25 protein-coding genes are annotated in these 21,913 nt (G+C 67.4%); 8 read left to right on the top strand and 17 right to left on the bottom strand.

Annotation, left to right across the window (positions count from 1 at the left end; all coding sequences use genetic code 11):
* Positions 1-9 precede the first annotated feature (9 nt).
* On the bottom strand, positions 10-351 hold the full coding sequence (arsC, locus tag WC597_RS08165) for an arsenate reductase (glutaredoxin) (protein ID WP_372692862.1): 342 nt from the start codon (positions 349-351) through the stop codon (positions 10-12).
* Positions 352-894, bottom strand: coding sequence for a hypothetical protein (locus WC597_RS08160; protein WP_372692861.1), 543 nt, complete (start codon positions 892-894; stop codon positions 352-354).
* Positions 895-990: 96 nt separating this feature from the next.
* Between WC597_RS08160 and WC597_RS08155 the strand changes: the two genes are divergently transcribed.
* Genes WC597_RS08155 through astB form a run of 4 tightly spaced genes read left to right on the top strand, consistent with a single transcriptional unit; the run spans position 991 to position 5,996 of the window.
* On the top strand, positions 991-2,241 hold the full coding sequence (locus WC597_RS08155) for a hydrolase (protein ID WP_372692860.1): 1,251 nt from the start codon (positions 991-993) through the stop codon (positions 2,239-2,241).
* A gap of 1 nt (position 2,242) precedes the next feature.
* Entirely contained in the window at positions 2,243-3,250 is a 1,008-nt protein-coding gene (locus tag WC597_RS08150; protein WP_372692859.1) for an arginine N-succinyltransferase, read from the top strand.
* Positions 3,247-4,662, top strand: coding sequence for a succinylglutamate-semialdehyde dehydrogenase (astD, locus tag WC597_RS08145; RefSeq protein WP_372692858.1), 1,416 nt, complete (start codon positions 3,247-3,249; stop codon positions 4,660-4,662). The genes WC597_RS08150 and astD overlap by 4 nt, the downstream gene beginning before the upstream one ends.
* Positions 4,659-5,996, top strand: a complete 1,338-nt coding sequence (astB, locus tag WC597_RS08140; protein WP_372692857.1) for an N-succinylarginine dihydrolase — start codon at positions 4,659-4,661, stop codon at positions 5,994-5,996. The genes astD and astB overlap by 4 nt, the downstream gene beginning before the upstream one ends.
* A 106-nt stretch (positions 5,997-6,102) precedes the next feature.
* On the opposite strand, the gene phhA is transcribed toward astB, so the two are convergent.
* Both phhA and hspQ read right to left on the bottom strand, forming a co-directional pair.
* Positions 6,103-6,978, bottom strand: a complete 876-nt coding sequence (gene phhA, locus WC597_RS08135) for a phenylalanine 4-monooxygenase (protein ID WP_372692856.1) — start codon at positions 6,976-6,978, stop codon at positions 6,103-6,105.
* 55 nt (positions 6,979-7,033) lie between these two features.
* Positions 7,034-7,342, bottom strand: coding sequence for a heat shock protein HspQ (gene hspQ / locus WC597_RS08130; RefSeq protein ID WP_372692855.1), 309 nt, complete (start codon positions 7,340-7,342; stop codon positions 7,034-7,036).
* Positions 7,343-7,488: 146 nt separating this feature from the next.
* Here hspQ and WC597_RS08125 point away from each other — a divergent pair, with 146 nt between their 5' ends.
* On the top strand, positions 7,489-8,589 hold the full coding sequence (locus WC597_RS08125; protein ID WP_372692854.1) for a Ppx/GppA phosphatase family protein: 1,101 nt from the start codon (positions 7,489-7,491) through the stop codon (positions 8,587-8,589).
* Between the two features lie 156 nt (positions 8,590-8,745).
* Here the strand turns inward: WC597_RS08125 and WC597_RS08120 are convergent, their stop codons facing one another.
* From WC597_RS08120 to gyrA, 5 genes are all read right to left on the bottom strand, one after another.
* Complete coding sequence (locus WC597_RS08120; RefSeq protein WP_372692853.1) at positions 8,746-9,621, bottom strand: peptidylprolyl isomerase; 876 nt, start codon at positions 9,619-9,621, stop codon at positions 8,746-8,748.
* 29 nt (positions 9,622-9,650) lie between these two features.
* Positions 9,651-10,514 (bottom strand): peptidylprolyl isomerase, encoded by an 864-nt coding sequence (locus WC597_RS08115; protein ID WP_372692852.1) that lies wholly within the window; start codon positions 10,512-10,514, stop codon positions 9,651-9,653.
* Between the two features lie 6 nt (positions 10,515-10,520).
* A complete protein-coding gene (coaD, locus tag WC597_RS08110) occupies positions 10,521-11,009 on the bottom strand; it encodes a pantetheine-phosphate adenylyltransferase (RefSeq protein ID WP_159850458.1) in 489 nt (162 codons plus the stop codon).
* Between the two features lie 53 nt (positions 11,010-11,062).
* Positions 11,063-11,911: an aminotransferase class IV gene (locus WC597_RS08105; RefSeq protein WP_372692851.1), complete on the bottom strand. Its 849-nt coding sequence runs from the start codon at positions 11,909-11,911 to the stop codon at positions 11,063-11,065.
* Between the two features lie 200 nt (positions 11,912-12,111).
* The gene (gyrA, locus tag WC597_RS08100; protein ID WP_372692850.1) at positions 12,112-14,892 is read right to left on the bottom strand and encodes a DNA gyrase subunit A; all 2,781 of its coding nucleotides are present in this window, start codon (positions 14,890-14,892) and stop codon (positions 12,112-12,114) included.
* 122 nt (positions 14,893-15,014) lie between these two features.
* Between gyrA and WC597_RS08095 the strand changes: the two genes are divergently transcribed.
* The gene (locus WC597_RS08095; RefSeq protein ID WP_372692849.1) at positions 15,015-15,590 is read left to right on the top strand and encodes a superoxide dismutase family protein; all 576 of its coding nucleotides are present in this window, start codon (positions 15,015-15,017) and stop codon (positions 15,588-15,590) included.
* A gap of 39 nt (positions 15,591-15,629) precedes the next feature.
* Here WC597_RS08095 and WC597_RS08090 read toward each other — a convergent pair whose 3' ends face one another.
* Both WC597_RS08090 and WC597_RS08085 read right to left on the bottom strand, forming a co-directional pair.
* A complete protein-coding gene (locus WC597_RS08090) occupies positions 15,630-16,163 on the bottom strand; it encodes a DUF1003 domain-containing protein (protein WP_372692848.1) in 534 nt (177 codons plus the stop codon).
* Between the two features lie 29 nt (positions 16,164-16,192).
* Positions 16,193-17,131 (bottom strand): DMT family transporter, encoded by a 939-nt coding sequence (locus WC597_RS08085; RefSeq protein ID WP_372692847.1) that lies wholly within the window; start codon positions 17,129-17,131, stop codon positions 16,193-16,195.
* 96 nt (positions 17,132-17,227) lie between these two features.
* On the opposite strand from WC597_RS08085, the gene WC597_RS08080 reads away from it, so the two are divergent.
* Entirely contained in the window at positions 17,228-17,506 is a 279-nt protein-coding gene (locus WC597_RS08080; RefSeq protein ID WP_372692846.1) for a hypothetical protein, read from the top strand.
* Positions 17,503-17,883 carry a type II toxin-antitoxin system VapC family toxin gene (locus tag WC597_RS08075; RefSeq protein WP_372692845.1) on the top strand — a complete coding sequence of 127 codons (381 nt, stop codon included), beginning with the start codon at positions 17,503-17,505 and terminating at the stop codon, positions 17,881-17,883. Before WC597_RS08080 ends, WC597_RS08075 begins: the two co-directional genes overlap by 4 nt.
* A 4-nt stretch (positions 17,884-17,887) precedes the next feature.
* Here WC597_RS08075 and WC597_RS08070 read toward each other — a convergent pair whose 3' ends face one another.
* The 6 genes from WC597_RS08070 to WC597_RS08045 all read right to left on the bottom strand — a co-directional run bounded on the left by WC597_RS08070 (position 17,888) and on the right by WC597_RS08045 (position 21,911).
* Positions 17,888-18,358 carry a DUF2269 family protein gene (locus WC597_RS08070; protein ID WP_372692844.1) on the bottom strand — a complete coding sequence of 157 codons (471 nt, stop codon included), beginning with the start codon at positions 18,356-18,358 and terminating at the stop codon, positions 17,888-17,890.
* On the bottom strand, positions 18,355-19,656 hold the full coding sequence (locus tag WC597_RS08065; RefSeq protein ID WP_372692843.1) for an SDR family oxidoreductase: 1,302 nt from the start codon (positions 19,654-19,656) through the stop codon (positions 18,355-18,357). Before WC597_RS08065 ends, WC597_RS08070 begins: the two co-directional genes overlap by 4 nt.
* On the bottom strand, positions 19,653-20,108 hold the full coding sequence (locus WC597_RS08060; protein WP_372692842.1) for a thiol-disulfide oxidoreductase DCC family protein: 456 nt from the start codon (positions 20,106-20,108) through the stop codon (positions 19,653-19,655). The genes WC597_RS08065 and WC597_RS08060 overlap by 4 nt, the downstream gene beginning before the upstream one ends.
* 27 nt (positions 20,109-20,135) lie before the next feature.
* Complete coding sequence (gene ssb / locus WC597_RS08055) at positions 20,136-20,651, bottom strand: single-stranded DNA-binding protein (protein ID WP_372692841.1); 516 nt, start codon at positions 20,649-20,651, stop codon at positions 20,136-20,138.
* A 166-nt stretch (positions 20,652-20,817) separates the two neighbouring features.
* Positions 20,818-21,240 carry a hypothetical protein gene (locus WC597_RS08050; RefSeq protein WP_372692840.1) on the bottom strand — a complete coding sequence of 141 codons (423 nt, stop codon included), beginning with the start codon at positions 21,238-21,240 and terminating at the stop codon, positions 20,818-20,820.
* Complete coding sequence (locus tag WC597_RS08045) at positions 21,240-21,911, bottom strand: hypothetical protein (protein WP_372692839.1); 672 nt, start codon at positions 21,909-21,911, stop codon at positions 21,240-21,242. The genes WC597_RS08050 and WC597_RS08045 overlap by 1 nt, the downstream gene beginning before the upstream one ends.
* Between the last annotated feature and the right edge of the window lie 2 nt (positions 21,912-21,913).

Genomic DNA, 21,913 nt, shown 5'->3' with positions numbered 1-21,913 from the left:
CGACGGTGGCTAGAGAACCTCCAGCACCCGCTCCGTCGGGCGGCCGATGACGGCGCCCTTTTCGGTCTCGACGATGGGGCGTTCGATCAGGATCGGTTGGGCGATCGCGGCGGCCAGGATGGTTTCATCGTCAGCGCCGGCGTCCAACAGGGCCTTGGCGTCGGCCTCCTTCTTGCGCAGCAGGCCCGCCAGCCCGACGCCGGTCCGCGCCGCCAGGCGCTCAAGCGTCGCGCGGTCCCAGCCGGTCTTCAGATATTCGACCACGGTCGGTTCGACGCCTTGCTCGCGCAGCAGCGCCAGGGCGTTGCGCGACGTGCCGCATTTCGGGTTGTGGAAGATGACGACGGTCATTCAGGGCTCGCTGCGCAGACGGTGAAGCAGCATGGCCCCTTGCAGGGACGCGACATAGATGACGGCCGAGACGGCGGCGGCCGGCCAAGTGGTCAAGAGCATCCACAGCGGCAGTTCCGGCGTCGGCATCGTGCCCAGCAACCGCATGCCCATATTGGCCACCAGACTATAGGCGACCAGGGCCAGCATGATGATCGGAATCGCGCGCGTCATCATCCGCCACTGAACCACCGCCAGTACGCCATAGAGCGCGACGGAGAAGACCGCGCCAATGCCGATGGCGAAGGGCCAGATGACCTTCATGAACTCGCGCTGCATGGCGACCTGATCGGCCGACAGGCCCATGCGGGCGTATTCTGCGCTCATCGCGGTCTCGAACCAGCCCGAGGTGAACATCCACCAGGTCGGAATCAGACCAACAATCAGGGCGATGCCCAGGCCGATCACCATCGACCGCGCGGACCGTTGCGCCTCGGCCATGCCGCGCGGCAACATCAGCGGGTTCATGGCCCGAAGCCACAGATCGATCGTCGTGCGTGTCATGTCGCGTCCCTGTTCGGGCGGAAACTAGCGGTGATCGGCGATGACTTACAGACCCCCACCTTCACCTTTGCAGTCTGGGCGTCTAGGGTCCGGCCGATGCGGATTCTGACCTCTGACCAGGCCGTCCTCGACCACGTCGCCGCGCGACGCGAGACGATCATCGGCCGCACAATCGACTGGGCCAACATCAACTCCGGCAGCAGAAACGCGGCCGGTCTGAACGCCGTGCTGGATGCGCTGGAAGCGGAGGCGCGCGCGCTGCCCGCCACGGTCGAGCGTATCTCGACGCAAAGCTCGACCACCGTCGGCGACGACGGTTCGGTGCGGACCGAGGCCCATGCCGATGCCCTGAAGATCACTGCGCGGCCGAATGCGCCGATCCAGGTCGTGCTGACTGGCCACTATGACACCGTCTTCCCCGCCGACAGCAGGTTCCAGACCGTGACGACGCGGGCGGACGGCGCCTTGAACGGGCCGGGCGTGGCGGACATGAAGGGCGGGATCAGCGTGCTGCTGGCGGCGCTGGAGGCGTTCGAGACCCATCCTGATCGACACGGCGTCGGCTGGACCGTGCTGCTGAGCCCGGACGAGGAGATCGGTTCGCCCGCCTCCGCACCGCTGCTGGCCGAGCTAGGCGCGCGGGGTCATGTGGGCCTGACCTATGAGCCGGCGCTGGCTGACGGGACGCTGGCGGGGGCGCGCAAGGGCAGCGGCAACTATCATCTGATCGTGACGGGTCGCGCGGCCCACGCCGGGCGGGCTTTCGAAGAGGGCCGCAATGCAGTGGCGGGCGCGGCCATCATCGCCGCCGCCCTGCATGGGTTGAACGGCCGGCACGAGGGCGTCACCGTCAATGTGGCCAAGATCTCGGGCGGCGGCGCGCTGAACGTCGTCGCCGACAACGCCGTGGTGCGCTTCAACGTGCGCGTCCCCGACAAGGCCGCCGCCGACTGGATCGACGCCTCGGTGCAGGCCATCGCGGCCGCGCCGCCGTTCGAGGGACTGACGCTGGACCTGCACGGCGGCTTCACCCGCGCGCCCAAGCCGATGGACGCGGCCCAGACCGCGCTGTTCGAGGCGGTGAAACAGGCCGGCGCCCTGCTGGGCCAGCCCATCGCGTGGAAGCCGTCGGGCGGAGTGTGCGAGGGCAACAATCTGCACGCCGCCGGCCTGCCCAATATCGACACCCTGGGGGTGCGGGGCGGCGAGATCCATTCGAACCAGGAGTTCGCCTGGCCCGACAGCTTCGTCGAACGCGCCCAGCTGAGCGCCCTGATCCTGTGCAAGATCGCCTCGGGCGAGATCGATGCGGCCAAACTGAAATCCCTGCGGATGGAAACTCTCTAGAATGCTCGTCGTCCGTCCCGCCGGCCCTGCCGATCTCGACCATCTGCTGGAGCTGGCCATCCTGTCCGGCCCCGGCTTCACCAGCCTGCCTGAAGACCCCGACGCCCTGTCCGACCGGCTGGAGCTTAGCCAGGCCAGTTTCCGGGGCGAGGTTACGCCGCAGGAGGCCTGGTACACCTTGATGCTGGAGGACGGCGACACCGGCGACATCGACGGGGTCGGATCGGTCAAGGCGACGGTGGGGCTGAAGCGGCCGTTCTTCTCGTTCCGGGTGGTGAACAACACCGCCTCGTCGCCGTCGCTGGGGGTCAAGCTGGATCACCAGACCTTGGTGCTGGTCAACGAGTGCACAGGCTGGACCGAAGTCGGGTCGCTGTTCCTGAAGGCCGACCGGAGGAAGGGCGGTGCGGGGCGTCTGCTCAGCCAGTCGCGCTATATGCTGATCGGCGCCCAGCCGGAGCTGTTCGCCGAGAATGTGCTGGCCGAGTTGCGCGGGGTGTTCACGCCCGACGGCGCCTGCCCCTTCTGGGACCATGTGGCGCACAAGTTCTTTCCGATGGAGTTCGACCACGCCGACCGGATGAGCGGCTCGACCGACAAGCAGTTCATCCTGGACCTGGCGCCGCGCCACCCGATCTATACCGAGCTTCTGCCCGAACCCGCCCGCGCCGTGATCGGCAAGGTGCACCCGCAAGGGGTGCCGGCCATGGCCCTGCTGGAGAGCGAAGGCTTCAGGCCCAATGGTCTGGTGGACATCTTCGACGCCGGGCCGACCGTGTCGTGCGGGCGCGACAACATCCGCACTGTGCGCGACGCCCGCCGCCTGACGGTCGAGATCGTCGGATCGGTCGAGGCCGAGTTGCCGGCCCTGATCTCGACAGACAGCATCGCCGCCTTCCGGGCCGTGCGGTGCAAGGCCGACATCGAGGGCGACACCGTGCGCCTGACCGCTGAAACCGCTGCTGTGCTGAAGATCAAGGCCGGCGCCACCGTCCGCGTGAAATCATGACCACATTCAAATCCATCGACCCCGCCACCGAAGCCACCAACTGGGAGGGCGAGGCCGCCAGCCCGGCCCAAGTCCAGGCCGCCGTTGACGCCGCCCGCGCCGCCTTACCCGCCTGGGCCGACGCGCCACGCGCCGAGCGGATCGACGCCGTCAAACGCTATCAGGCCGTGCTGAAGGACCGCGCGCCCCAGATCGCCGAGGCCATCGCCCGCGAGACCGGCAAGCCGCTGTGGGAGACGAAAACTGAGGCCGCCGCCATGATCGGCAAGGTGGACATCTCGATCCGCGCCTATGACGAGCGCACAGGCGAGCGGTCGTCCGATACGGCCTTTGGGCGCGCCACCCTGCGGCATCGTCCGCACGGGGTGGCGGCGGTGCTGGGCCCGTTCAACTTCCCCGGACACCTGCCCAACGGCCATATCGTCCCGGCCCTGCTGGCGGGCGACACGGTGGTGTTCAAGCCGTCGGAGGAGACGCCCCTGGTCGGTCAGGTGATGGCCGAGGCCTTCGCCGCCGCCGACCTGCCGACCGGCGTGGTCAATGTGGTTCAGGGCGGTCGCGAGACGGGGGCGGCCCTGCTGGACGCCGGGATCGACGCCCTGATGTTCACCGGCTCGGGCGCGGCGGGCGCGCATTTCCGCAGGAAGTTCGCCGACGATCCGCACGTCATCCTGGCGCTGGAGCTGGGCGGCAACAATCCTCTGGTCGTCTGGGATGCGGCGGATGCGGAAGCCGCAGCAGGCATCGCGGTCCAGTCCGCCTTCATCACCACTGGCCAGCGCTGCTCGTGCGCCCGTCGCCTGATCGTGCCGGAAGGGCCTCAGGGCGACGCCATCATCGAAGCCATCGCCGCCCTGTCCGACAGGCTGGTGTTTGGCCCGTGGGACAGCGATCCCGAACCCTATGCCGGCCCGCTGATCTCGGCCCGCGCGGCGGAGGCGGCGCTGAAGGCGTTGCAGGAACGGATCGAGATGGGGGCAAAGGTCATCCGCGCCTCGGGTCCGGTCGCCAACCTTCCCGGCGCCTTCGTCAAGCCGGCCATCATCGACGTGACCGGGATCGACGTGCCGGACGAGGAGATGTTCGCCCCCTTCCTGTCAGTGACGCGCGTGGCGACCTTCGACGCCGCGATCCAGACGGCCAATGCGACCCGATATGGTTTGTCGGCCGGCCTGGTCAGCGACGACCCGGCCAACTGGGATCACTTCATCCGCCGCATCCGCGCGGGCGTGGTCAACTTCAACCGCCCGACCACCGGGGCGGCGGGTGACATGCCGTTCGGCGGGCTGGGCGCCAGCGGAAACCACCGGCCCAGCGCCTATTACGCCGCCGACTACTGCGCCTATCCGGTGGCGAGCTTCGAAGCGGATGCGGTCTCGAACATCGAAGGCGAGATCAAGGGGTTGCGATGACTGTCGCCGTCGAAGCCAATGCCGACGGCCTGATCGGGCCGACGCACTCCTACGCCGGTCTGTCGCCAGGCAATCTGGCGTCCAGCCTGAACAAGGGCGAGGCGTCGAATCCACGGGCGGCGGTGCTGCAGGGGCTCGACAAGATGAAGACCCTGGCGGACCTGGGCCTGCCCCAGTTCGTTCTGCCGCCGCATGAGCGGCCGAACATCCCCTTCCTGCGGACGCTGGGATTCACCGGTTCCGACGCCCAGGTGCTGGAGCGGGCCTGGAAGGATGCGCCTTCCTTCGCCGCCGCCGCCTGCTCGGCCTCGCCCATGTGGGCCGCCAACGCCGCGACGGTGACGCCCAGCGTGGACGCGGCGGATGGCCGTGTGCATTTCACGCCCGCCAATCTGATCACCAACCTGCATCGGTCGCTGGAGCACTGGCAGACCAAGCGGGCGCTGGACGCCCTGTTCCCCGATCCGTCACGTTTCGCCGTACACGACGCCCTGCCCTCGGTCGCGCATCTGGCCGACGAAGGCGCCGCCAACCATGTGCGGCTGTGCGCCGAGCATGGGGCGGCGGGCGTCAATCTGCTGGTCTGGGGCCGCGAGGCGTTCGAGCCCTGGGACGGCCCCTACCCCGCACGTCAGACGCGCGAGGCGTCGCAGGCCGTCGCGCGTCGCCATGAGGCGTCGGGCGTGGTCCTGGCCCAGCAGTCCAAGGCCGCCATCGCGGGCGGGACCTTCCACAACGACGTGGTCTGCGTGGGGGCGCTGGAGACCCTGTTCTTCCACGACCTGGCGTTCGAGGACACGGCCGGGACGCAGGACGCCATCCGCCGCGCGGCGGATGGCCTGTTCGAGCCGATCTTCGTCGAGGTCTCGTCCGCCGACCTGCCGCTGGGCGATGCGATCAGCAGCTATCTGTTCAACTCCATGCTGATCCAGATTCCGGGCGAGGATCGCCTGACCCTGATCTGTCCGACCGAGACCCGCGACGATCCCCGCAGCCATGCGGTGGCGCAATCGCTGGCCGCCTCCAATGGTCCCATCGGCCGGGTTCAGTATGTCGATGTGCGCCAGTCGATGCGAAACGGCGGCGGGCCGGCCTGCCTGCGTCTGCGGGTCGTGTTGAACTCGGCCGAGCTGGCGGCGACCAATCAGGCAATGCGGCTGACCGACGCCCTACACGCACGGCTGTCGGACTGGGCCGGGCGCTGGTATCGCGACGAACTGCGGCCCGCCGACCTGGCCGATCCCGACCTGCTCACCGAGAGCCGGGGGGCGTTGGACGAACTGACGGGCATTCTGGAATTGGGTAGCGACTTCTATCCGTTCCAGGACGCTTAGAGCGAACAACGATCACCATTCCCGGTTTCAAAAGCGGTGCGCGGCGCCCAACTCCGGAAGTCTGGATCCTCGCCACAAGGGCGAGGATGACGGATTTAGAAAGAGATCAGGCCGCGAACCGGCCACCGCGCTGTGCGTAGGCCTGGGTGCCGCGCGTGAAGACCTGATCGGTCGGCAGGACGGTTTCGATGGGCAGGTCGTCCTGGCCCTTCAGCGCCGCATAGACCGGGCCGAAGTCCTTGAGCGTCTCGTCCTTGAGGGCTTCCAGGCTGTCGATGACGAAATAGACCTGCTGGAAGTCGTCGATCCGGTAGAGGGTGCGCATCACCCGCTCCAGATCGAAGCCCAGACGGTTGGGTGATGGGTCGTCCAGAGCGAAGACGCTCTCGGTCGCCGAAGACACGATGCCGGCGCCATAGATGCGCAGGCCGTCCGTGTCCTGCATGAGGCCGAACTCCACCGTATACCAATACAGACGCGCCAGATTGGGCAGCATGCCCAAACCCGCCGCGCGTTGGCCGCCCTTGCCATAGGCCTCCATATAGGCGGCGAAATCGGGGTCGGTCAGCATGGGCACGTGGCCGAAGACGTCGTGGAAGATGTCGGGTTCCTGGAGGTAGTCCAGCTGGTCCGGCTTCCTGATGAACTGGCCCGAGACGAAGCGGCGGTTGGCCAGATGGTCGAAGAAGACTTCGTCCGGCACAAGGCCCGGCACGCAGACCACGGTCCAGCCGGTCAGGGCCTGAAGCTTGGGATTGATCACGTCGAAGTCGGGTATGCCACCGGCGTTCAGATCCAGCGCGTCGAGGCCACGCAGGAAGGCGTCGCACGCACGGCCCGGCAGGATCTTCATCTGGCGGGCGTACAGGGTGTCCCAGGTCTGGTGCTCGACCTCGGTATAGGCGGCCCAGTTCTGGGGAATGGTCCAGTCGGCGGCCGCGCCCTCGGGCGGTTGTTCGAAGACGTGTTCGAAGTCTGACATGGGGCGTTCCTCTTTTGGCGGCATTCTAGCCCGGCCCGGCCGCGCCTTCCAACTGTCAGTGCAGTTGTTCGTCCAGAGGCGCGTGGTGGCCCAGGCCGTCTGTCGTGAACCAGCGATCGGCGTCGTCGGGCAACAGGACGGATTGACCGTCTTCCAGCACGCCCTCGGCGGCATAGGCGACGAAACCGCCATCGTCGCCCAAAGCATAGACGCGGTAGAAGGGCTGATCCGGCGCGACCAGGCCGGTCTCGCCGGCCGGGCCGTCATAGGCGTGATCCACGTCCATCACCACGCCGCGAAAGGCGTCGTCGCGATGGCGGACGATCTGGCCGATGGCGAAGCGGGCTGTGTGAATCTGGGTCATCGGTCCTGATACGACCCAGTGGATGACCCAGACGCTTGCTGGTCTGTTCATCTTCCTGACAGAATGGCTTGGCGCGGACGATCTTCGCGGGTTAGGCTGATCGGGACGGGCGCCGTTTTGGACCGCCCACATCGGAATGACGACCCATGCCGGAGACCCACGGCGCGCCCCGACGGCGCGACGAGCGGTCCCAGCCTTCCCGTTCGCGGGATGCGTCGGGTCGGGATGCGCCGCTGTATGGCGCGCTCGATCTGGGGACCAACAATTGTCGGCTGCTGATCGCGCGGCCGTCGCGCGAAGGCTTTCGTGTCGTCGATAGCTTCAGCCGCATCGTGCGCCTGGGCGAAGGCCTGTCGCGCACCGGATTGCTGGACCCGCGCGCCATGGACCGGGCCTATGACGCGCTTGCCCTGTGCGCCGAACGGATCGTCAGGAAGGGTGTGGACTCGGCCCGCCTGAGCGCCGTCGCCACCCAGGCCTGCCGCGCGGCCGAGAACGGCGCCGAGTTTATCGACCGGGTGCGCAAGGGAACGGGTCTGCGCCTGCGGATCATCGACCCATCGGAAGAGGCGAAACTGGCGGTCGAGGGGTGTCTGAACCTGATCGATCCCAAAGCCGAAGCGGTGCTGGTGATCGACGTTGGCGGCGGCTCGACCGAGATGTCTTGGCTGAAACGCAGCGGGGCCGACTGGACCACCAGCGCCTGGATGTCGGCGCCGGTGGGGGTCGTGACCTTGGCCGAGCGGCACCCGGAGCCCGAGAACTCGGGGGAGGCCTGGTACGAGGCCATGGTCGCGGACATGGGCGAGGCCATCGCGGCCGGTGGGATCGTCGACGACCCCATGCTGGAGCTGTTTCGCCAGGACCGGGCGCATCTGGTCGGCACCTCGGGGGCGATCACCAGCCTTGCGGGCATTCACCTGAACCTGCCGCGCTACAATCGCGACCGGGTGGACGGGTTATGGATGACGCGCGGCGACTGTGAGGCGGCGGCGGATCGGCTGAAGGCCCTGGGGCCGGACGGGCGCGCGAGCGAGGCCTGCATCGGTCCCGACCGGGCGGACTTGGTACTGGCGGGAGCGGCTATACTGGAAGCGGTTCAGCGGGCCTGGCCGTCGGAGCGGGTGCGGGTCGCGGATCGGGGCCTGCGCGAGGGGCTACTGCTGCAGCAGATGAGAGCAGACAAGAAGCCGGCGAAGAGCCGCAGGCGCCGGCGCGGTCGGGGCAGAGGGATGGCGGCGAGCTGAAGCAACCTGTCCCCTCCCCATTTCATGGGGAGGTGGCGCGGCGCGCCTTCGCGCCGTGACGGAGGGGTTCTTCACCGCATCACAGACGCCTGTGGGACTTTAAGAGCCCCTCCACCACTTCGTGGTCCCCCTCCCATTTCATGGGGAGGAGAAGATTTAGCTCGCAGGCGTGATCCGCACCGGCAGTTCAATGTCACAGACCGAGAAGTCCGCGCCGCGCGCCTGACGCGCCTGCTGCACCAGGGTCTGGAATGTCGCGGAGTTGGTGTTCAGCACGGCCGCTGTGGGGCGTTCGGCAGCCGGCAGATCCGAAGCGACACGGACGCGGGTCATCTGATCCGGCCCCTGGACCAGACCGTCGGGCGTGCCGCTCGCCTTCAGCGACCGCACCACGTCCAGCCCGGAGACGACGCGGCCCCAGACGGTGTAGCGCTTGTCCAATGCCGGATAGGCCTGGCGCATCAGGAAGAACTGGCTGTTGGCGGTATCATTGCCTTCGTCGCGGGCCATGCCCGCGACGCCGGGGCAGTAGAGTGCCCAGCCGTGGACCTTGTGATCGCCGGTGCCCGACATCAGGGCGTCGGGCTGGGTCTGGACGGGAATAGAGTCGATGAAGCCGACCAGAGCGCCGACGGGAGCCGCGACCGGCGTAAAGGCCATGTCCGCCCCGCGGCGGAAGGTGAACTCGTCCTTCAGGTCGGGATACCAGCTCTGCCCCTCGCCCGTGCCAAGCGGATCGCCCGTCTGGGCCATGAACCAGTCGATCACCCTGTGCCAGACCAGGTTGTCGAAGAAGCCGCGCGAGGCCAGCAGGCGGATGCGCTCGACATGGGCCGGGGCGATCTGGGGCGCCAGTTCGACCAACACCTGACCTTTGTTGGTGTCGATCACCAGCAGGTTCTCGGGCGCGATGGTGCGCCATTCGGCCGGAGGCGGTGGGGGCGTTGGCACGGCGGTCGCGTCCTGGGCCGGGGCGGCCCCGGCCGTTGTGGTCAGCATGGCCGTGGCGATCATCAGTGTGCGAATGGTCATCGTCCCCTCCCCCGTCGTGTTGAAAAGCGTCAGCCGCCAGTGACCTCAGCGACCGGCTGAACGTCACAGATGCTGAAGCCGTTACCGCGCGCAGCGCGGGTGGCGGCGATCCGTTCGGCGAAGGCGGCGCTGCTTGCGTTCAGGACACGCACCGTCGGGCGACTGGCTTCCGGCATCGCCGAGGCCATGCGAACGTGGGTCATGGGGTCGGGGTCGGTCACCTTGCCGTCCTCGGCGTCCGAGCCCTTCTTCAGCTTGCCGACGACATCCAGGCCGGAAACCACGCGGCCGAAGGCGGTATAGACGCCGTCCAGTTGGTCGCGGGCGCCCATCATCAGGAAGAACTGGCTGTTGGCGCTGTCGGGCGCGCCCGAGCGGGCCATGCCCAGAACGCCGGGGCAGAACAGGCCGTGGGCGTCGACCTTGAAGTCGGCGGTGACCATCATCTGGGCGTCGGGCTGGGTCTGGACCGGCAGGTCGCCGACCAGGCCGCGCACGCCGGGGCCGGTACTGGGCACGGCGACGAAACCGGCGTCGCGACCACGCCGGAAGTTGAACTCGGCCTTCAGGTCGGGAAGCGCGCTGCCGCCCGCGCCGGTGCCTTGCGGGTCGCCGGTTTGCGCCATGAAATTAGGGATGACGCGGTGGAACTTCAGACCGTCGTAGAACCCTTGGTTGGCCAGGGTGCGGATGCGTTCGGCATGGTTGGGCGCGGCGACCGGGACCAGTTCGACCAAGACGCGGCCCTTCGACGTGTCGATGACCAGCAGGTTTTCCGGCGCGACGGTGCGCCAGTCGGAGGCCGCCGGCGCGGTCTGAGCCAAAGCCGGAACCTGGGCCGCGCCGCTGGCCATAAGGGCGGCGGCGGTCGCCGCGATGATCGCTTTACGCATAATCTCTCAAATCCCGTTCTTGACCTTGGCCCGCACGCGCTCGGCGATGGCGGGGCTGACGAAACTGTCGATCGCGCCGTCCAGCCGGGCGATTTCCTTGACCAGCCGCGAGGCGATGGCCTGATGCCGGGGGTCTGCCATCAGAAATACCGTCTCGATGTCCTGATTGAGGCGCTGGTTCATGGCCGTCATCTGGAATTCATATTCGAAGTCGGCGACGGCGCGCAGCCCCCGGATGATGACGTTGGCGTCCAGCTCTTCCGCAAAATGCATCAGCAGGGTCGAAAAGGGCTGGACCACGATGTCGCCGCCGAAGCCCGCAACCTCGGCCTTCAGCATCTCGACGCGCTCAGCGGTGGAGAACAGCGGGCCCTTGTCGTCGTTCTGGGCCACGCCGATGACCAGCCGGTCCACCAGCTTCAGCGCGCGCTTGATGATGTCGGTATGCCCGTTCGTCACCGGGTCGAAGGTGCCCGGATAAAGCCCGATGCGCATGCGTGTCTCCCCAGCCTGTCGCGTGCCGTCCGCGTCGTTTAGCAGGTGCGAAATCAGCGGCCTAGCCGGCTGACGCCATCGTCATCGTCGCGGGCGTCATCGTCGCGGATCGCGATGGGCTGTGGCGGCTGGGCGGACCAGGCGGTCTCGATCCGGGCCAGCAAAGCCGGATCATTGGCGAAGGCGACATCGTCGATGGCCGCGATGGGGCAGACGGGCGTGGCGCTGTTGCACAGGAAGGCGGCGTCGAAGGCGGCAAGTTCGGAACGATGCACTGGCTGTGTCTGCGACGATAGGCCCAGTCCGGCCAAGCCGCGCGCGATCAGGATCTGGGTCACACCCGCCAGCATCGGCGCCTGGGGCCAGACGATGCGATTCCCTTGGACGAAGCCGATGTTCCAGGTCACGCCTTCGGACACATGGCCCTGATCGTCGACGAACAGGGCGTCGTCGAACCCGGCCGCACGCGCGGCCCGGCGCACACGCGTCTGACCGAAGGTGGCGACATGCTTCAGATGGGGCGTTTCGCGGCCATGGGGCACAGCCGTCACCCGCATTTGGGTGGCCAGCGGCGGCGGAGGCGGTGAGACGACGGTCATCACCTTGGGGCGACCGACGAAGGACGGGTTGCGATGGCCGATCTCGGGCGAGAACAGGCTGACCCGTAGCCATGCCTTGTCGCGGCCAACGACGGCGAGCGCCAGTAGACGCCGGAACTCTGCCTCGCCTGGGCTTTCGCCGAACAGTTCGATGGCGGCCAGGTCCAGGCGTGCGAGGTGGAGGTCAAGGCCGCGAGCGGCGCCGTTCTCGACGCGGAAGGAGGTGTAGGCGCCGTAGTTGACCAGGGCCTGGTGGGCCAGGTCTTCAGGCGTGGCGGGACGGCCGTCGATCAGGATGTCCACTGGGCGCTCCCGTTCAAGTCTTTCCTTCTCCCGTTGGGAGAAGGTGGTCCGAAGGGCCGGATGAGGGTCGGCCGGTGGGCCAAGTCGCACCACCTGCCCCTCACCCTTTGGCTGCTACGCGCCGCCCTTCGGGTCGCACAAGGCCGATCGCTTCGCTCTCGGGCGCTCAAGCCCTTTCCCGCTGGAAGAGGGTCTTGGTCTCAGGCTTCAGTCTCGCCGCCCTCGTCTGCGACATCCACGTCATCCGACCCGCCACTGTCGGGCAGGCGTTCGACCGAGACGACCTTTTCGTCCTTGCCGGTGCGGAAGATGGTGACGCCCTGGCTGGAGCGGCCGACGATGCGGACCTGGTCGATGCGGGTGCGGATCATCTGACCGCCCGAGGTGACCAGCAGCAGGTCGTCGGTTTCCTCGACCGGGAAGGCCGCCGCCAGGCGTGTGCCCGCGCGACCGCCCAGGCCGTGGGCCGTCAGGCCCTGACCGCCGCGACCCGTGCGACGATACTCGTAGGCCGAGGATCGCTTGCCGAAGCCGGTCTCGGTGACCGTCAGGATGAACTGTTCGGCGGCGCCCAGTTGGGCGATCCGCTCAAGCGAGATCGGCGCATCAGCAACATCGTCTTCAGCCTCGGCGGGAACCGCAGCATCCTCTTCCGCATCAGCCCCCAACAGGGCTTTCCGTGCGGCGTTGGCGTGTTTGACGTAGGCCGAACGTTCCTCCGGTGTCGCATCGACGCGGCTCAGGATGGCCATGGAGATGACTTCGTCGCCGTCTTGCAGGCGAACGCCCCGGACGCCGGTCGAATCCCGGCCCTTGAACACGCGCACGTCGTCGGCCTTGAACCGGATCGCGCGGCCCATGGCCGTGGTCAGCAGGATGTCGTCGTCGGCGGTGCACAGGCCGACGCCGACCATCCGGTCCTCGCCTTCCAGCTTCATCGCGATCTTGCCGGCGCGGTTGACCGTGGCGAAGTCCGACAGCTTGTTGCGGCGCACGTCGCCCGCCTGGGTGGCGAACATGATGTCGTAGTCGCCCCAGGTCGTCTCGTCCTCGGGCAGGGGCAGGACGTTCATGATGCTGTCGCCCGGCTCGATGGGCAGCAGGTTGACGAAGGCCTTGCCGCGCGAGGTCGGATTGCCCAGCGGCAGACGCCAGGTCTTCAGCTTGTAGGCCTTGCCGTTGGTGGCGAAGAACAGGACCGGGGTGTGGGTCGAGGCCGAGAAGACGCCGGTGATGGCGTCCTCGTCCTTCATCGTCATCCCGGACTTGCCCTTGCCGCCGCGATGCTGGGTCCGATAGGCGTTCAGGGCGACGCGCTTGACGTAGCCGCCATGGGTGACGGTGACGACCATGTCCTCGCGCGGGATCAGGTCCTCGTCCTCCATCTCGCCGTCGCCTTCCCCAATGAGCGTGCGGCGGGGCGTGGCGAACTGATCCTTCACCGCGATCAGGTCGTCGCGAATGATGGCCAGGACGTTCTTGCGGTCCGACAGGATGGTCAGGTGGCCCTGAATCGTATCGGCCAGGCCGCGCGCCTCTCCGAAGATGTCGTCACGGCCCAGGCCGGTCAGACGCGACAGAGTCAGGGCCAGGATAGCGCGCGCCTGTTCGTCGGTCAGGCGAATCTTGTCATCCTCGACGATGACCGAGCGGGGGTCGGCGATCAGTTCGATCAGCGCCATCATGTCGCCGACGGGCCAGGACTTGGCCTGCAACCGCTCGCGCGCCTCGGTCGGATCGGCCGAGGAGCGGATAATGTGGATGACCTCGTCGATATTGGCGACGGCGACGGCGAGACCGACCAGGACGTGGCCGCGGTCACGGGCCTTGTTCAGCTCGAACTTGACGCGGCGGACGACGACTTCCTCACGGAAGTCGAGGAAGATCTGCAACAGGTCGCGCAGACCCATCTGCTCGGGCCGGCCGTGGTTCAGCGCCAGCATGTTGACGCCGAACGAGCTCTGCATCGCGGTATAGCGCCACAGCTGGTTCAGGATCACGTCGCCCGAGGCGTCGCGCTTCAGCTCGATGACGATCCGCATGCCCTGGCGGTCGGATTCGTCGCGGACGTCTGAGATGCCTTCCAGACGCTTTTCGCGCACCATTTCGGCGATACGCTCGATCAGGGTCTGTTTGTTGACCTGGAACGGCAGCTCCGTGACGACGATGGCCTCGCGATCCTTTCGGATTTCCTCGACAGAGGCGCGACCGCGCACGATGACTGAGCCGCGACCGTCGCGCAGCGCATTGCGCGGCGCCGTGCGGCCCATGATCTCGCCGCCGGTCGGGAAGTCGGGACCGGGCACGATGTCCAGCAGGGCGTCGTCGGTGACGTTGGGATCGTCCAGCAGGGCCAGAGCCGCATCGACGACCTCGCCCAGGTTATGCGGCGGGATATTGGTCGCCATGCCGACGGCGATGCCGCCTGCGCCGTTGACCAACAGGTTCGGGATCCGGGCGGGCAGGACGACCGGCTCCAGCTCCTTCTCGTCGTAGTTGGGCTGGAAATCGACGGTGTCCTTGTCGATGTCCGCCATCAGCGCGACGGCCGCCGGGGCCATCTTGGCCTCGGTGTAACGCATCGAGGCAGGCATATCGCCGTCGACCGAGCCGAAGTTGCCCTGGCCATCGACCAGCATCAGCCCCATCGAGAAGGGCTGGGCCATGCGAACCAACGCCATATAGACCGAGGCGTCGCCGTGGGGGTGGAACCGGCCCAGCACATCGCCGACCACGCGGGCGCACTTCGAATAGCTTCGCTCAGGCGTCATGTTCAGGTCGTGCATCGAATACAGGATGCGACGGTGAACCGGCTTCAGCCCGTCACGGGCGTCGGGAAGCGCGCGCGAGACGATCACGCTCATGGCGTAGTCGAGGTACGAACGCTTCAGTTCGTCCTCGATCGTGATCGTGGAAATGTCGGAGCCGCCGCCCCGGCCGTTGATTGGAGTTGCGGCGTTTTCGTAGCTGTCGTCGGTCAATGAAGCGTGGCTTTATGCGGCCGGAATCGGAACGTGATCCGCTGTGACGATTTCTAGCATTCCAGGGGCTCGGTGGCAAAGCGACGTCGCCGTGAAAGCCCGTCTCTGAAAGGACTTTCCTTATGCGCCTCCACACCCTCGCCGCCGCCCTCGCGATCGCCTCGCCGCTGGCCCTGACCACGGCCTGCGCCGCGACCGGAAACGCGCCTGGCGCCGTCGCCGAGCGCGCCCCTGTCGGCGCGACAGGACAGGCGATCCTGATCAACGCCTCGGGCGCCAACATCGGCCGCGTCGACCTGCGCCAGGGGCCGACCGGCCTGGTAATCAAGATCGAGGCCTCGGGCCTGACGCCCGGCTGGCACGGCATCCACATCCACGCGACCGGCGAATGCGCCGCACCCTTCACCTCGTCCGGCGCTCACATCAACCACGGCGAGCCCAAGGCCCCTCACGGCCTGCTGAACGCGGCAGGCCCGGACGATGGCGACCTGCCCAACATCTATGCCGGCGCGGACGGCAAGATGAACGCCGAACTGTTCACCCCTCGCGCCCGCATCTCTTCGGAAGGCCCCGGCCAATGGCTGTGGGACGCCGACGGCTCGGCCATCATCATCCACGCCAACCCCGACGACCATTCGACCCAGCCCATCGGCGGCGCGGGCGACCGGGTCGCCTGCGCGGCGCTCAGCGCGAGCTGAGCCTTCCCTAAACGTTGAAGATGGCCCGCTGAACGCCGTTCAGCGGGCTTCTTTTTGCGCCAGCAGATGACGGATCAGCTCCGTCTGCTCTTCCTGGCGTGCGGTCAGGTGCTCGACCTTTTCCAGCAAGGCCATGATCTCGATCTCGGCTTTCAGGTTGACCTGATAGTCGTTGCCGGCGTCCAGCCGATCCTTCTGCGCCTGACGGTTCTGGCTCATCATGATGATCGGCGCTTGCGCTGCCGCGATCATCGACAGCATCAGGTTCAGGAAGATGAAGGGATAGGGGTCGAAGGCGTCGCGCCGCAGGATCAGGTTCAGCACGGTCCAGACCGCGAGGAACACACCAAAGGCGATCAGGAAGGTCCAGGACCCGCCGAACTCGGCGACCCGGTCCGCCAGCCTCTCGCCGAAGGTCTGGCGGTCGTCGAAGGTCTCGTTGATATCCTCGGAGATCGGGCGGCGTTCGGCGGCGCTGCGGACCACGCTGGCTTCGTTCGCCGGCAGGTCGTGCGTCGCCTTGCCCAGCCAGCGGCGGGAGACATGGTCGGCGTCGAGGGGGGCGTGGGGCATGATTGTCTCCTGAAACGGTCAGGAACAGATCAAGCCTTGGCGGCCCCCGCGCGCAAGCCCCGTTCAGCAAGAGCAACCAGCGCCACCCCACCCATGGCGATGGCAGAACCTGTCAGGATCTGAGGCGTCAGGATGTCGCCCATGAAGCCCCAGCCGATCAGCATCGACACCACCGGCGTGACCAGCAGATAGGGCGTCACCCGCCCCGCCTCGCGTCGCTGAACCAGCCAGAACAGCAGGGTCGTCGCCAGAACCGACGAGACGATCCCAGCCCACAGCAGCGAGGCCCAGACCATGGGCGTGGCGGTCTTCACCGCCTCCCATTGCCCGTGTTCGAACACGGCCGAGCCAAAGGCCATGACCGGAAAGGCGCCCAGCGCCAGCAGGCCCTGCATCTTCAGCGGCGGGATGGAGGTCGTGCGGCGCGCCACCACCGTGGTCACGCCCCAGGCTGCGCCGGCAGCGATGGCGACCAGAATAGCCTTCCAGTCCTGCAAGGCATGGGCGTCCAGCGTCATCCAGGCCACGCCGACGAAGGCCACGCCCATACCGACCAGGGCCGCCTTGGACAGCCGCTCGCCCAGGATCAGGAAGGCGAACAGGGTGGTGAAGGGTATCCACAGCTGGTTGGCGACCGTCACCGGGCTGACGTCGGTCGCCAGCCAGTAGGCGGTATAGGCCAGGCCGTACTGGATCGGGCCGCCGACGATGACGATCAGCATCAGGCTCTTCCAGTCCGGGAACGGCGGCCGCACGAAGGCGATCAGACAGGCGCTGGCGATGCCGAACCGGATGGCCCCGACCAGCAGAGGCGACAGATGCTCGGTCGCCAGCTTGGCCCCGGCGTTGTTGACGCCCCACACGACGATGATCGCCACGATGGCGCCGATCTCCAGCCCGGTCAGGGCGTGGGGCTTTGCAGGAAATGGCGCGGGTGCGGGCCCAACTTCAGGATTGGCGTCGGTCATACTTGCCCTATGGCACGGCGCGGGCCTGTGCGCCCTTCACATGCCATGTCCGGGCGTTGCATTGACATGTACGTCTTCCACAACCAACATGTACATATGACCGAAGTCACCCTGACCGCTCTACGCAAGGACCTGTTCCGGCTGGTCGACAGCGTCCTCGCGACCGGCGAGCCGCTGGTGATCCGGCGCGGCGAACGGCGGCTGACGCTGGTCGCCGAGGCGGTCGAACGCAAGATCACGCCGGAGGAGCGCTGGGACGCCTATATGGCGCAAGGCGTTCGCGAAGGCGCCGACGACTGTCCTGACGACATCGACACCAACAAGAGCCACTGGACCTGGGATCCGGACGCCAAGTTCGACTTCGGCGACAAGTGATCCACCTCGATACCCAGGTCGCCCTCTGGCTCTATTATCGTCTGGAGCGGCAGATCAGCCGTCGTGCGCAGCGGGAATTGGCGCGCGGGCGCGAGCTTTGCCTGTCGCCGCTTGTGTTGGTCGAGATCGAAATCCTGATCGAGATCGGACGGGTGAAGCTGCCGACCGCCGATCTTCTCCTGACGGACCTTCAGGACCGGCTCGACCTGTCCTTATCTGACGCCTCGACCGCCGCCGTATCGGACGCCGCCTGCCGCTTCGCCTGGACGCGCGATCCGTTCGACCGGCTGATCGTCGCCAACGCCATGGCCGACGGGGCGCAGTTGATCACGGCCGATCAGGTAATCCTGCGTCACTTCGACCAGGCAGTCTGGTGACGGCTCAGAACGCCGGCTTGGCGACCATCAGCCAGTAGATGGCCAGGACGCCGGCGAAGGCGGGCCAGCCCAGGGCAAACCACCAGCGGAACAGGCGATGATAGGCGGCCGGCAAGGGTGCGCCCTGCCCTGCCGCCTGTTCGGCCAGCTTCATCATCCGGTACTGGATCCATACCACCGGCAGCCAGCAGAAGCCGATCAGGACATAGAGCCCATAGGCGGCCAGCAGCCACGAACTGGTCAGGGACCAACCCTGCAGGTGGATCAGGGCCAGGCCGCTGATCGGCTGGATCACGACGGCCGTGGCGGTGAAGACAAAATCGGCCAGGACGACGATGCGACCGACCTCGGCGACCGTCTTCGCATCCTTGGTCGAGTGGGCGCGCAGCATGAAGAAGGCGATGCCCGCGCCGGTCCCGAACAGCACGGCGCCGGACAAGATGTGGACGATCTTAAGCAGGATATACAGGCTCATCGGCGCGCATCCGTCGACGCCACGAACAGGCACAGGGCCATCATCGGCAGCACCTTGAGCCACGGCCCCAGCGGGTCGATCCAGAAGTGCGGCAGGCTGAGCGTCGCGGCCGTCAGATAGCCGACGGTGGCCAGGCACATGAAGATCGCCACCTGTGCCGTCCACGGGCGCACGAACAGCATCAGCCCCAGGACCACGTCCAGCAGCGCGCCCCACCAGGCGATGGGTCCGGCCATGCGGCCGTAACCGCCCTCATGCAGGATGGCGACGGCGCGGTCCCAGCCTGGCCCGAAACTGATCAGGCCGGTGATCAGCCAGAACAGGCCCAGGGTCACAATGGAGACCGGCCGCACGAACCACAGCCGCGCGTGCCAAACATCCTGAACCGAGGCCGGGGTCTCGGCCAAAAACCGGGTGAAGCCGCGCGACGTAACGCCCAATGCCTGGGCCCAGCCGCTGTCCTGACCCGACACATCATGATCCATCTGCTTGATCGCCGTCGTGCGGATCGGCGAGGACCAGCCCAGCCGACCCAAGAGGTCGCCGATCGCCAGTGCGGGCGCGGCCAGAGCGCGCGGCACGCGAACGACCGGCGCCGGGCTCAATCCCATCCAGCCGCGATACAGACGCACCGTCTCGGCCATGCTGACCGGTTCAGGCCCAGGCATGTCGAACGACTGGCGCGACGGAGCGCCGGGCTTCAGCGCCGCCACGACGGCGGCGGACAGGTCGCCCAGCGGGATCGGACGGAAAGTCTGGTCGCCGCCCACCACCGGGCTGAACAGCGGAAAGGCCGCCAGCGCGCGGATCAGGCCCGTGCCGCCGAAGGCCGCACGATCCACCACCAGCGACGGCCGCAGGATGAGCCAGTCGAGCGTGCTGGCGGCGACCATCCGCTCTGTCTCGGCCTTTGTCCGAGCGTAGTCGGTGCCGGCGTCATCGTCCGCCCCGACGGCTGAAAGATGCACGAGCCGTTTTACGCCCGCCGCCTCGCAGGCTTCGATCAGGGCGCGCGGGCCGTCGACGTGGGCGGCGCGGGTGCTGTCGCCCGCGCCGTTCTGGAGCACGCCGACGCAGTTCAGCACCGCATCGACGCCGGCCAGCAGCGGCGCCCAGGCCTCGGCCGTGGTCAGCTTGGCGAAGTCGGCGACGACCCACACGAAGCTGGGCGCGCGACGGGACGGTTCGGCGATGCGGCGCGCGCCAGCGCGCACGGACCAGCCCGCAGACGATAAAGCCGCCGCGACATGCGAGCCGATGAAGCCGTTGGCGCCTAGCACCAGCACGCGTCTACTCATTCCAGCACCCGGTCCGTCAGATCGACCCCAGCCGCAGGAGTGGCGCACCAGGTCGCGCCGGGAAAGCGGCGGCGACGGCGTGCGATGAAATCATAGAGGGTGTCGCGGACGATCCGCGGCACGATCCGCCCCAGGATCGCCAGACGATAAGGTGGCGGCAGCAGGACCGCGATGCCCAGAACGCCGTCCGAACGCACTCGCGCCACGCCGTCCTGGATCAGCAGCATCGCATAGGGATCGTCGGGATCGACGCCGTAGTGGACCAACAAGGCCCGGCCCAGCGGCGACTGCGTCGGCGCGAGCCGGATACGCCCGCCCCGGTCGTGCTTCAGGATCTTGCGCGCAGAACCGGAGCAGAGCGCGCAATCGCCGTCAAACAGAACCAGGGGCCGGTCGTCCATGAAGGCCGGAACGGCGGGATCCTCACGATAGCTGTAAGGCCCCCGCCCCATTTCCGAACCCCTAGAACGGCCGAACCCTTAGAACGGAATGTCGTCGTTCAGGTCGTAGCTTTCCTTGGGTCCGCTGGGCTTGTTGGCGCCGCCGGTGGAGAAGCCCGAGGAATAGTCGTCGTCGCCGCGACCGCCGCCGCCGCCGCCGCCGCCGCCGCTGGCATAGCCGCCGCCTTGCGATCCGCCTTCCGAGCGGCCGCCCAGCATGGTCAGTTCACCCTTGAAGCGGCTGACCACGATCTCGGTCGAATATTTCTCAACGCCCTGCTGGTCGGTCCATTTGCGGGTTTGGAGCGCGCCCTCGATATAGACGGTCGAGCCCTTCTTCACATAGTTCTCGACCACCTTGACGATGTTGTCGTTGAAGATGACGACGCGGTGCCACTCGGTCTTTTCCTTGCGCTCGCCCGAGGACTTGTCGCGCCAAGTTTCCGAGGTCGCGATCGACAGGTTGGCGATACGGTCGCCGTTCGGCATGGACCGGATTTCGGGGTCGCGACCCAGGTTGCCGACCAGAATGACCTTGTTGACGCTGCCCGCCATGGAAACTTCCTTCTCGTGTGGAGCGACGAGTCCCTCGCCTGCCCCGTCAATTCAGTCCGATGTCTGACCGGGGCGACGCGTCACCGCCAGCCGCTTTCGACATCCGACCCGCCAAATCGGTGGATCATTAATGAAATGTTCCACCTTTGTTCACATCGCGCAAGTCTTACTTCGCGGCGGGGTCCGCTGCGATGGCGATGGGGCGCCCCGTCTCGTCGCGCTGGATGGCGCCGGGGATGGCCAGGCGGCCGTCGCCTGTGCGGGCCATGGCGAAGAAGCGGCTGCCGGTCAGGCTCTTGCCGATCTTGACCCCCTCGCGGTCGATGAAGATGAACCGACCCTGATAGGCGCCCGCCAACTCCTGGTTCGAACCGCCCATGCGCAGGAAGCGCAGACGCATCTCCTCCAGGCGGGCGGCGCACTGTTCCAGCTGGGGCTGATCGTCGGCGATCTTCTGCAGGCGCGGCGGGGCGTTGTCCGGCGTCGCCACGAAATAGCAGGCGCCTTGGGCGAACTCATACTTGGGTTCATTCGAGCAGGCCCCCAGCAGGGCGGTCCCGGCGACGGCGGCGAGAACGACGAGGCGCATCAGTTCATCCCAGGAAATTGGCAGTTGCGATCCTGCTCGGCCAGGGTCCGGAAACGAGAATTGTCGCCCGACTGTTCCACCCGGCGCGGCACCAGACGCAGCGTCGTGTCGCCCCAGCGGCCGTACTGGGCGTCGCCCGGTCCGACACAGGTCCCGGCGTATAGGGCCTGGACGCAGGCGTTCAGGCTCATGTTCGGCGACAGGGTGCGCCAGTCCGATCCGCTGTGGCGCAGGCAGGGGCTGCCGTTGGCGACCGGCGTGGGGCGCGGCGCCGGGCTCTGCTCGACATAGGCGGGCGGCGTGGTCTCGGCCATCTCGACGGCGGGCAGTTCGGGGGGCGGAGCGAAGGCGGCCGTGGGCGCAGCGGCCAGGGCGCCCGTGGCGTCCAGCCCCACGTCCAGGGCGTCGGTCGCCAGGCCGTTGCGTTGGGCGCAGACGGCCAGGGTCGCCATGCCGACAAACTGACCATCAACGAAGCAGCGCAGCTCGCGCGTCGGCTCCAGCGAGGGAGCGTCGGCCAGATTGACCACCAGTCCGCCCTTGGACGCGGGCGGCGCCTCCGGAGTCTTGTCGCCGCCGCCGGTGAAGATCAGGGCCAGCACGACGGCGGCGATGATCACCAGACCAGCGCCGACCACGATGATGACGCGGTTGTCTTTCGGAAGGGCCATGA

The sequence above is a fragment of the Brevundimonas sp. genome, assembly GCF_041648115.1.
Taxonomy (GTDB): Bacteria; Pseudomonadota; Alphaproteobacteria; order Caulobacterales; family Caulobacteraceae; genus Brevundimonas.
The sequence above is the reverse complement of the archived record's forward strand: the minus strand, read 5'-3'. Positions and strand labels throughout refer to the sequence as shown.

What these genes read in the sequence shown, in the direction of transcription:
- WC597_RS08120 (WP_372692853.1), bottom strand. Translation starts at nt 9,621, where the DNA reads ATGACCATTCGCACACTGATGATCGCCACGGCCATGCTGACCACAACG.
- hspQ (WP_372692855.1), bottom strand. Translation starts at nt 7,342, where the DNA reads ATGACCCAGATTCACACAGCCCGCTTCGCCATCGGCCAGATCGTCCGC.
- WC597_RS08095 (WP_372692849.1), top strand. Translation starts at nt 15,015, where the DNA reads ATGCGCCTCCACACCCTCGCCGCCGCCCTCGCGATCGCCTCGCCGCTG.
- WC597_RS08085 (WP_372692847.1), bottom strand. Translation starts at nt 17,131, where the DNA reads ATGACCGACGCCAATCCTGAAGTTGGGCCCGCACCCGCGCCATTTCCT.
- coaD (WP_159850458.1), bottom strand. Translation starts at nt 11,009, where the DNA reads ATGCGCATCGGGCTTTATCCGGGCACCTTCGACCCGGTGACGAACGGG.
- WC597_RS08155 (WP_372692860.1), top strand. Translation starts at nt 991, where the DNA reads ATGCGGATTCTGACCTCTGACCAGGCCGTCCTCGACCACGTCGCCGCG.
- WC597_RS08090 (WP_372692848.1), bottom strand. Translation starts at nt 16,163, where the DNA reads ATGCCCCACGCCCCCCTCGACGCCGACCATGTCTCCCGCCGCTGGCTG.
- astD (WP_372692858.1), top strand. Translation starts at nt 3,247, where the DNA reads ATGACCACATTCAAATCCATCGACCCCGCCACCGAAGCCACCAACTGG.
- WC597_RS08080 (WP_372692846.1), top strand. Translation starts at nt 17,228, where the DNA reads ATGACCGAAGTCACCCTGACCGCTCTACGCAAGGACCTGTTCCGGCTG.
- WC597_RS08045 (WP_372692839.1), bottom strand. Translation starts at nt 21,911, where the DNA reads ATGGCCCTTCCGAAAGACAACCGCGTCATCATCGTGGTCGGCGCTGGT.
- WC597_RS08150 (WP_372692859.1), top strand. Translation starts at nt 2,243, where the DNA reads ATGCTCGTCGTCCGTCCCGCCGGCCCTGCCGATCTCGACCATCTGCTG.
- WC597_RS08160 (WP_372692861.1), bottom strand. Translation starts at nt 894, where the DNA reads ATGACACGCACGACGATCGATCTGTGGCTTCGGGCCATGAACCCGCTG.
- WC597_RS08070 (WP_372692844.1), bottom strand. Translation starts at nt 18,358, where the DNA reads ATGAGCCTGTATATCCTGCTTAAGATCGTCCACATCTTGTCCGGCGCC.
- astB (WP_372692857.1), top strand. Translation starts at nt 4,659, where the DNA reads ATGACTGTCGCCGTCGAAGCCAATGCCGACGGCCTGATCGGGCCGACG.
- WC597_RS08125 (WP_372692854.1), top strand. Translation starts at nt 7,489, where the DNA reads ATGCCGGAGACCCACGGCGCGCCCCGACGGCGCGACGAGCGGTCCCAG.
- WC597_RS08065 (WP_372692843.1), bottom strand. Translation starts at nt 19,656, where the DNA reads ATGAGTAGACGCGTGCTGGTGCTAGGCGCCAACGGCTTCATCGGCTCG.
- WC597_RS08060 (WP_372692842.1), bottom strand. Translation starts at nt 20,108, where the DNA reads ATGGGGCGGGGGCCTTACAGCTATCGTGAGGATCCCGCCGTTCCGGCC.
- arsC (WP_372692862.1), bottom strand. Translation starts at nt 351, where the DNA reads ATGACCGTCGTCATCTTCCACAACCCGAAATGCGGCACGTCGCGCAAC.
- WC597_RS08050 (WP_372692840.1), bottom strand. Translation starts at nt 21,240, where the DNA reads ATGCGCCTCGTCGTTCTCGCCGCCGTCGCCGGGACCGCCCTGCTGGGG.
- WC597_RS08115 (WP_372692852.1), bottom strand. Translation starts at nt 10,514, where the DNA reads ATGCGTAAAGCGATCATCGCGGCGACCGCCGCCGCCCTTATGGCCAGC.
- phhA (WP_372692856.1), bottom strand. Translation starts at nt 6,978, where the DNA reads ATGTCAGACTTCGAACACGTCTTCGAACAACCGCCCGAGGGCGCGGCC.
- ssb (WP_372692841.1), bottom strand. Translation starts at nt 20,651, where the DNA reads ATGGCGGGCAGCGTCAACAAGGTCATTCTGGTCGGCAACCTGGGTCGC.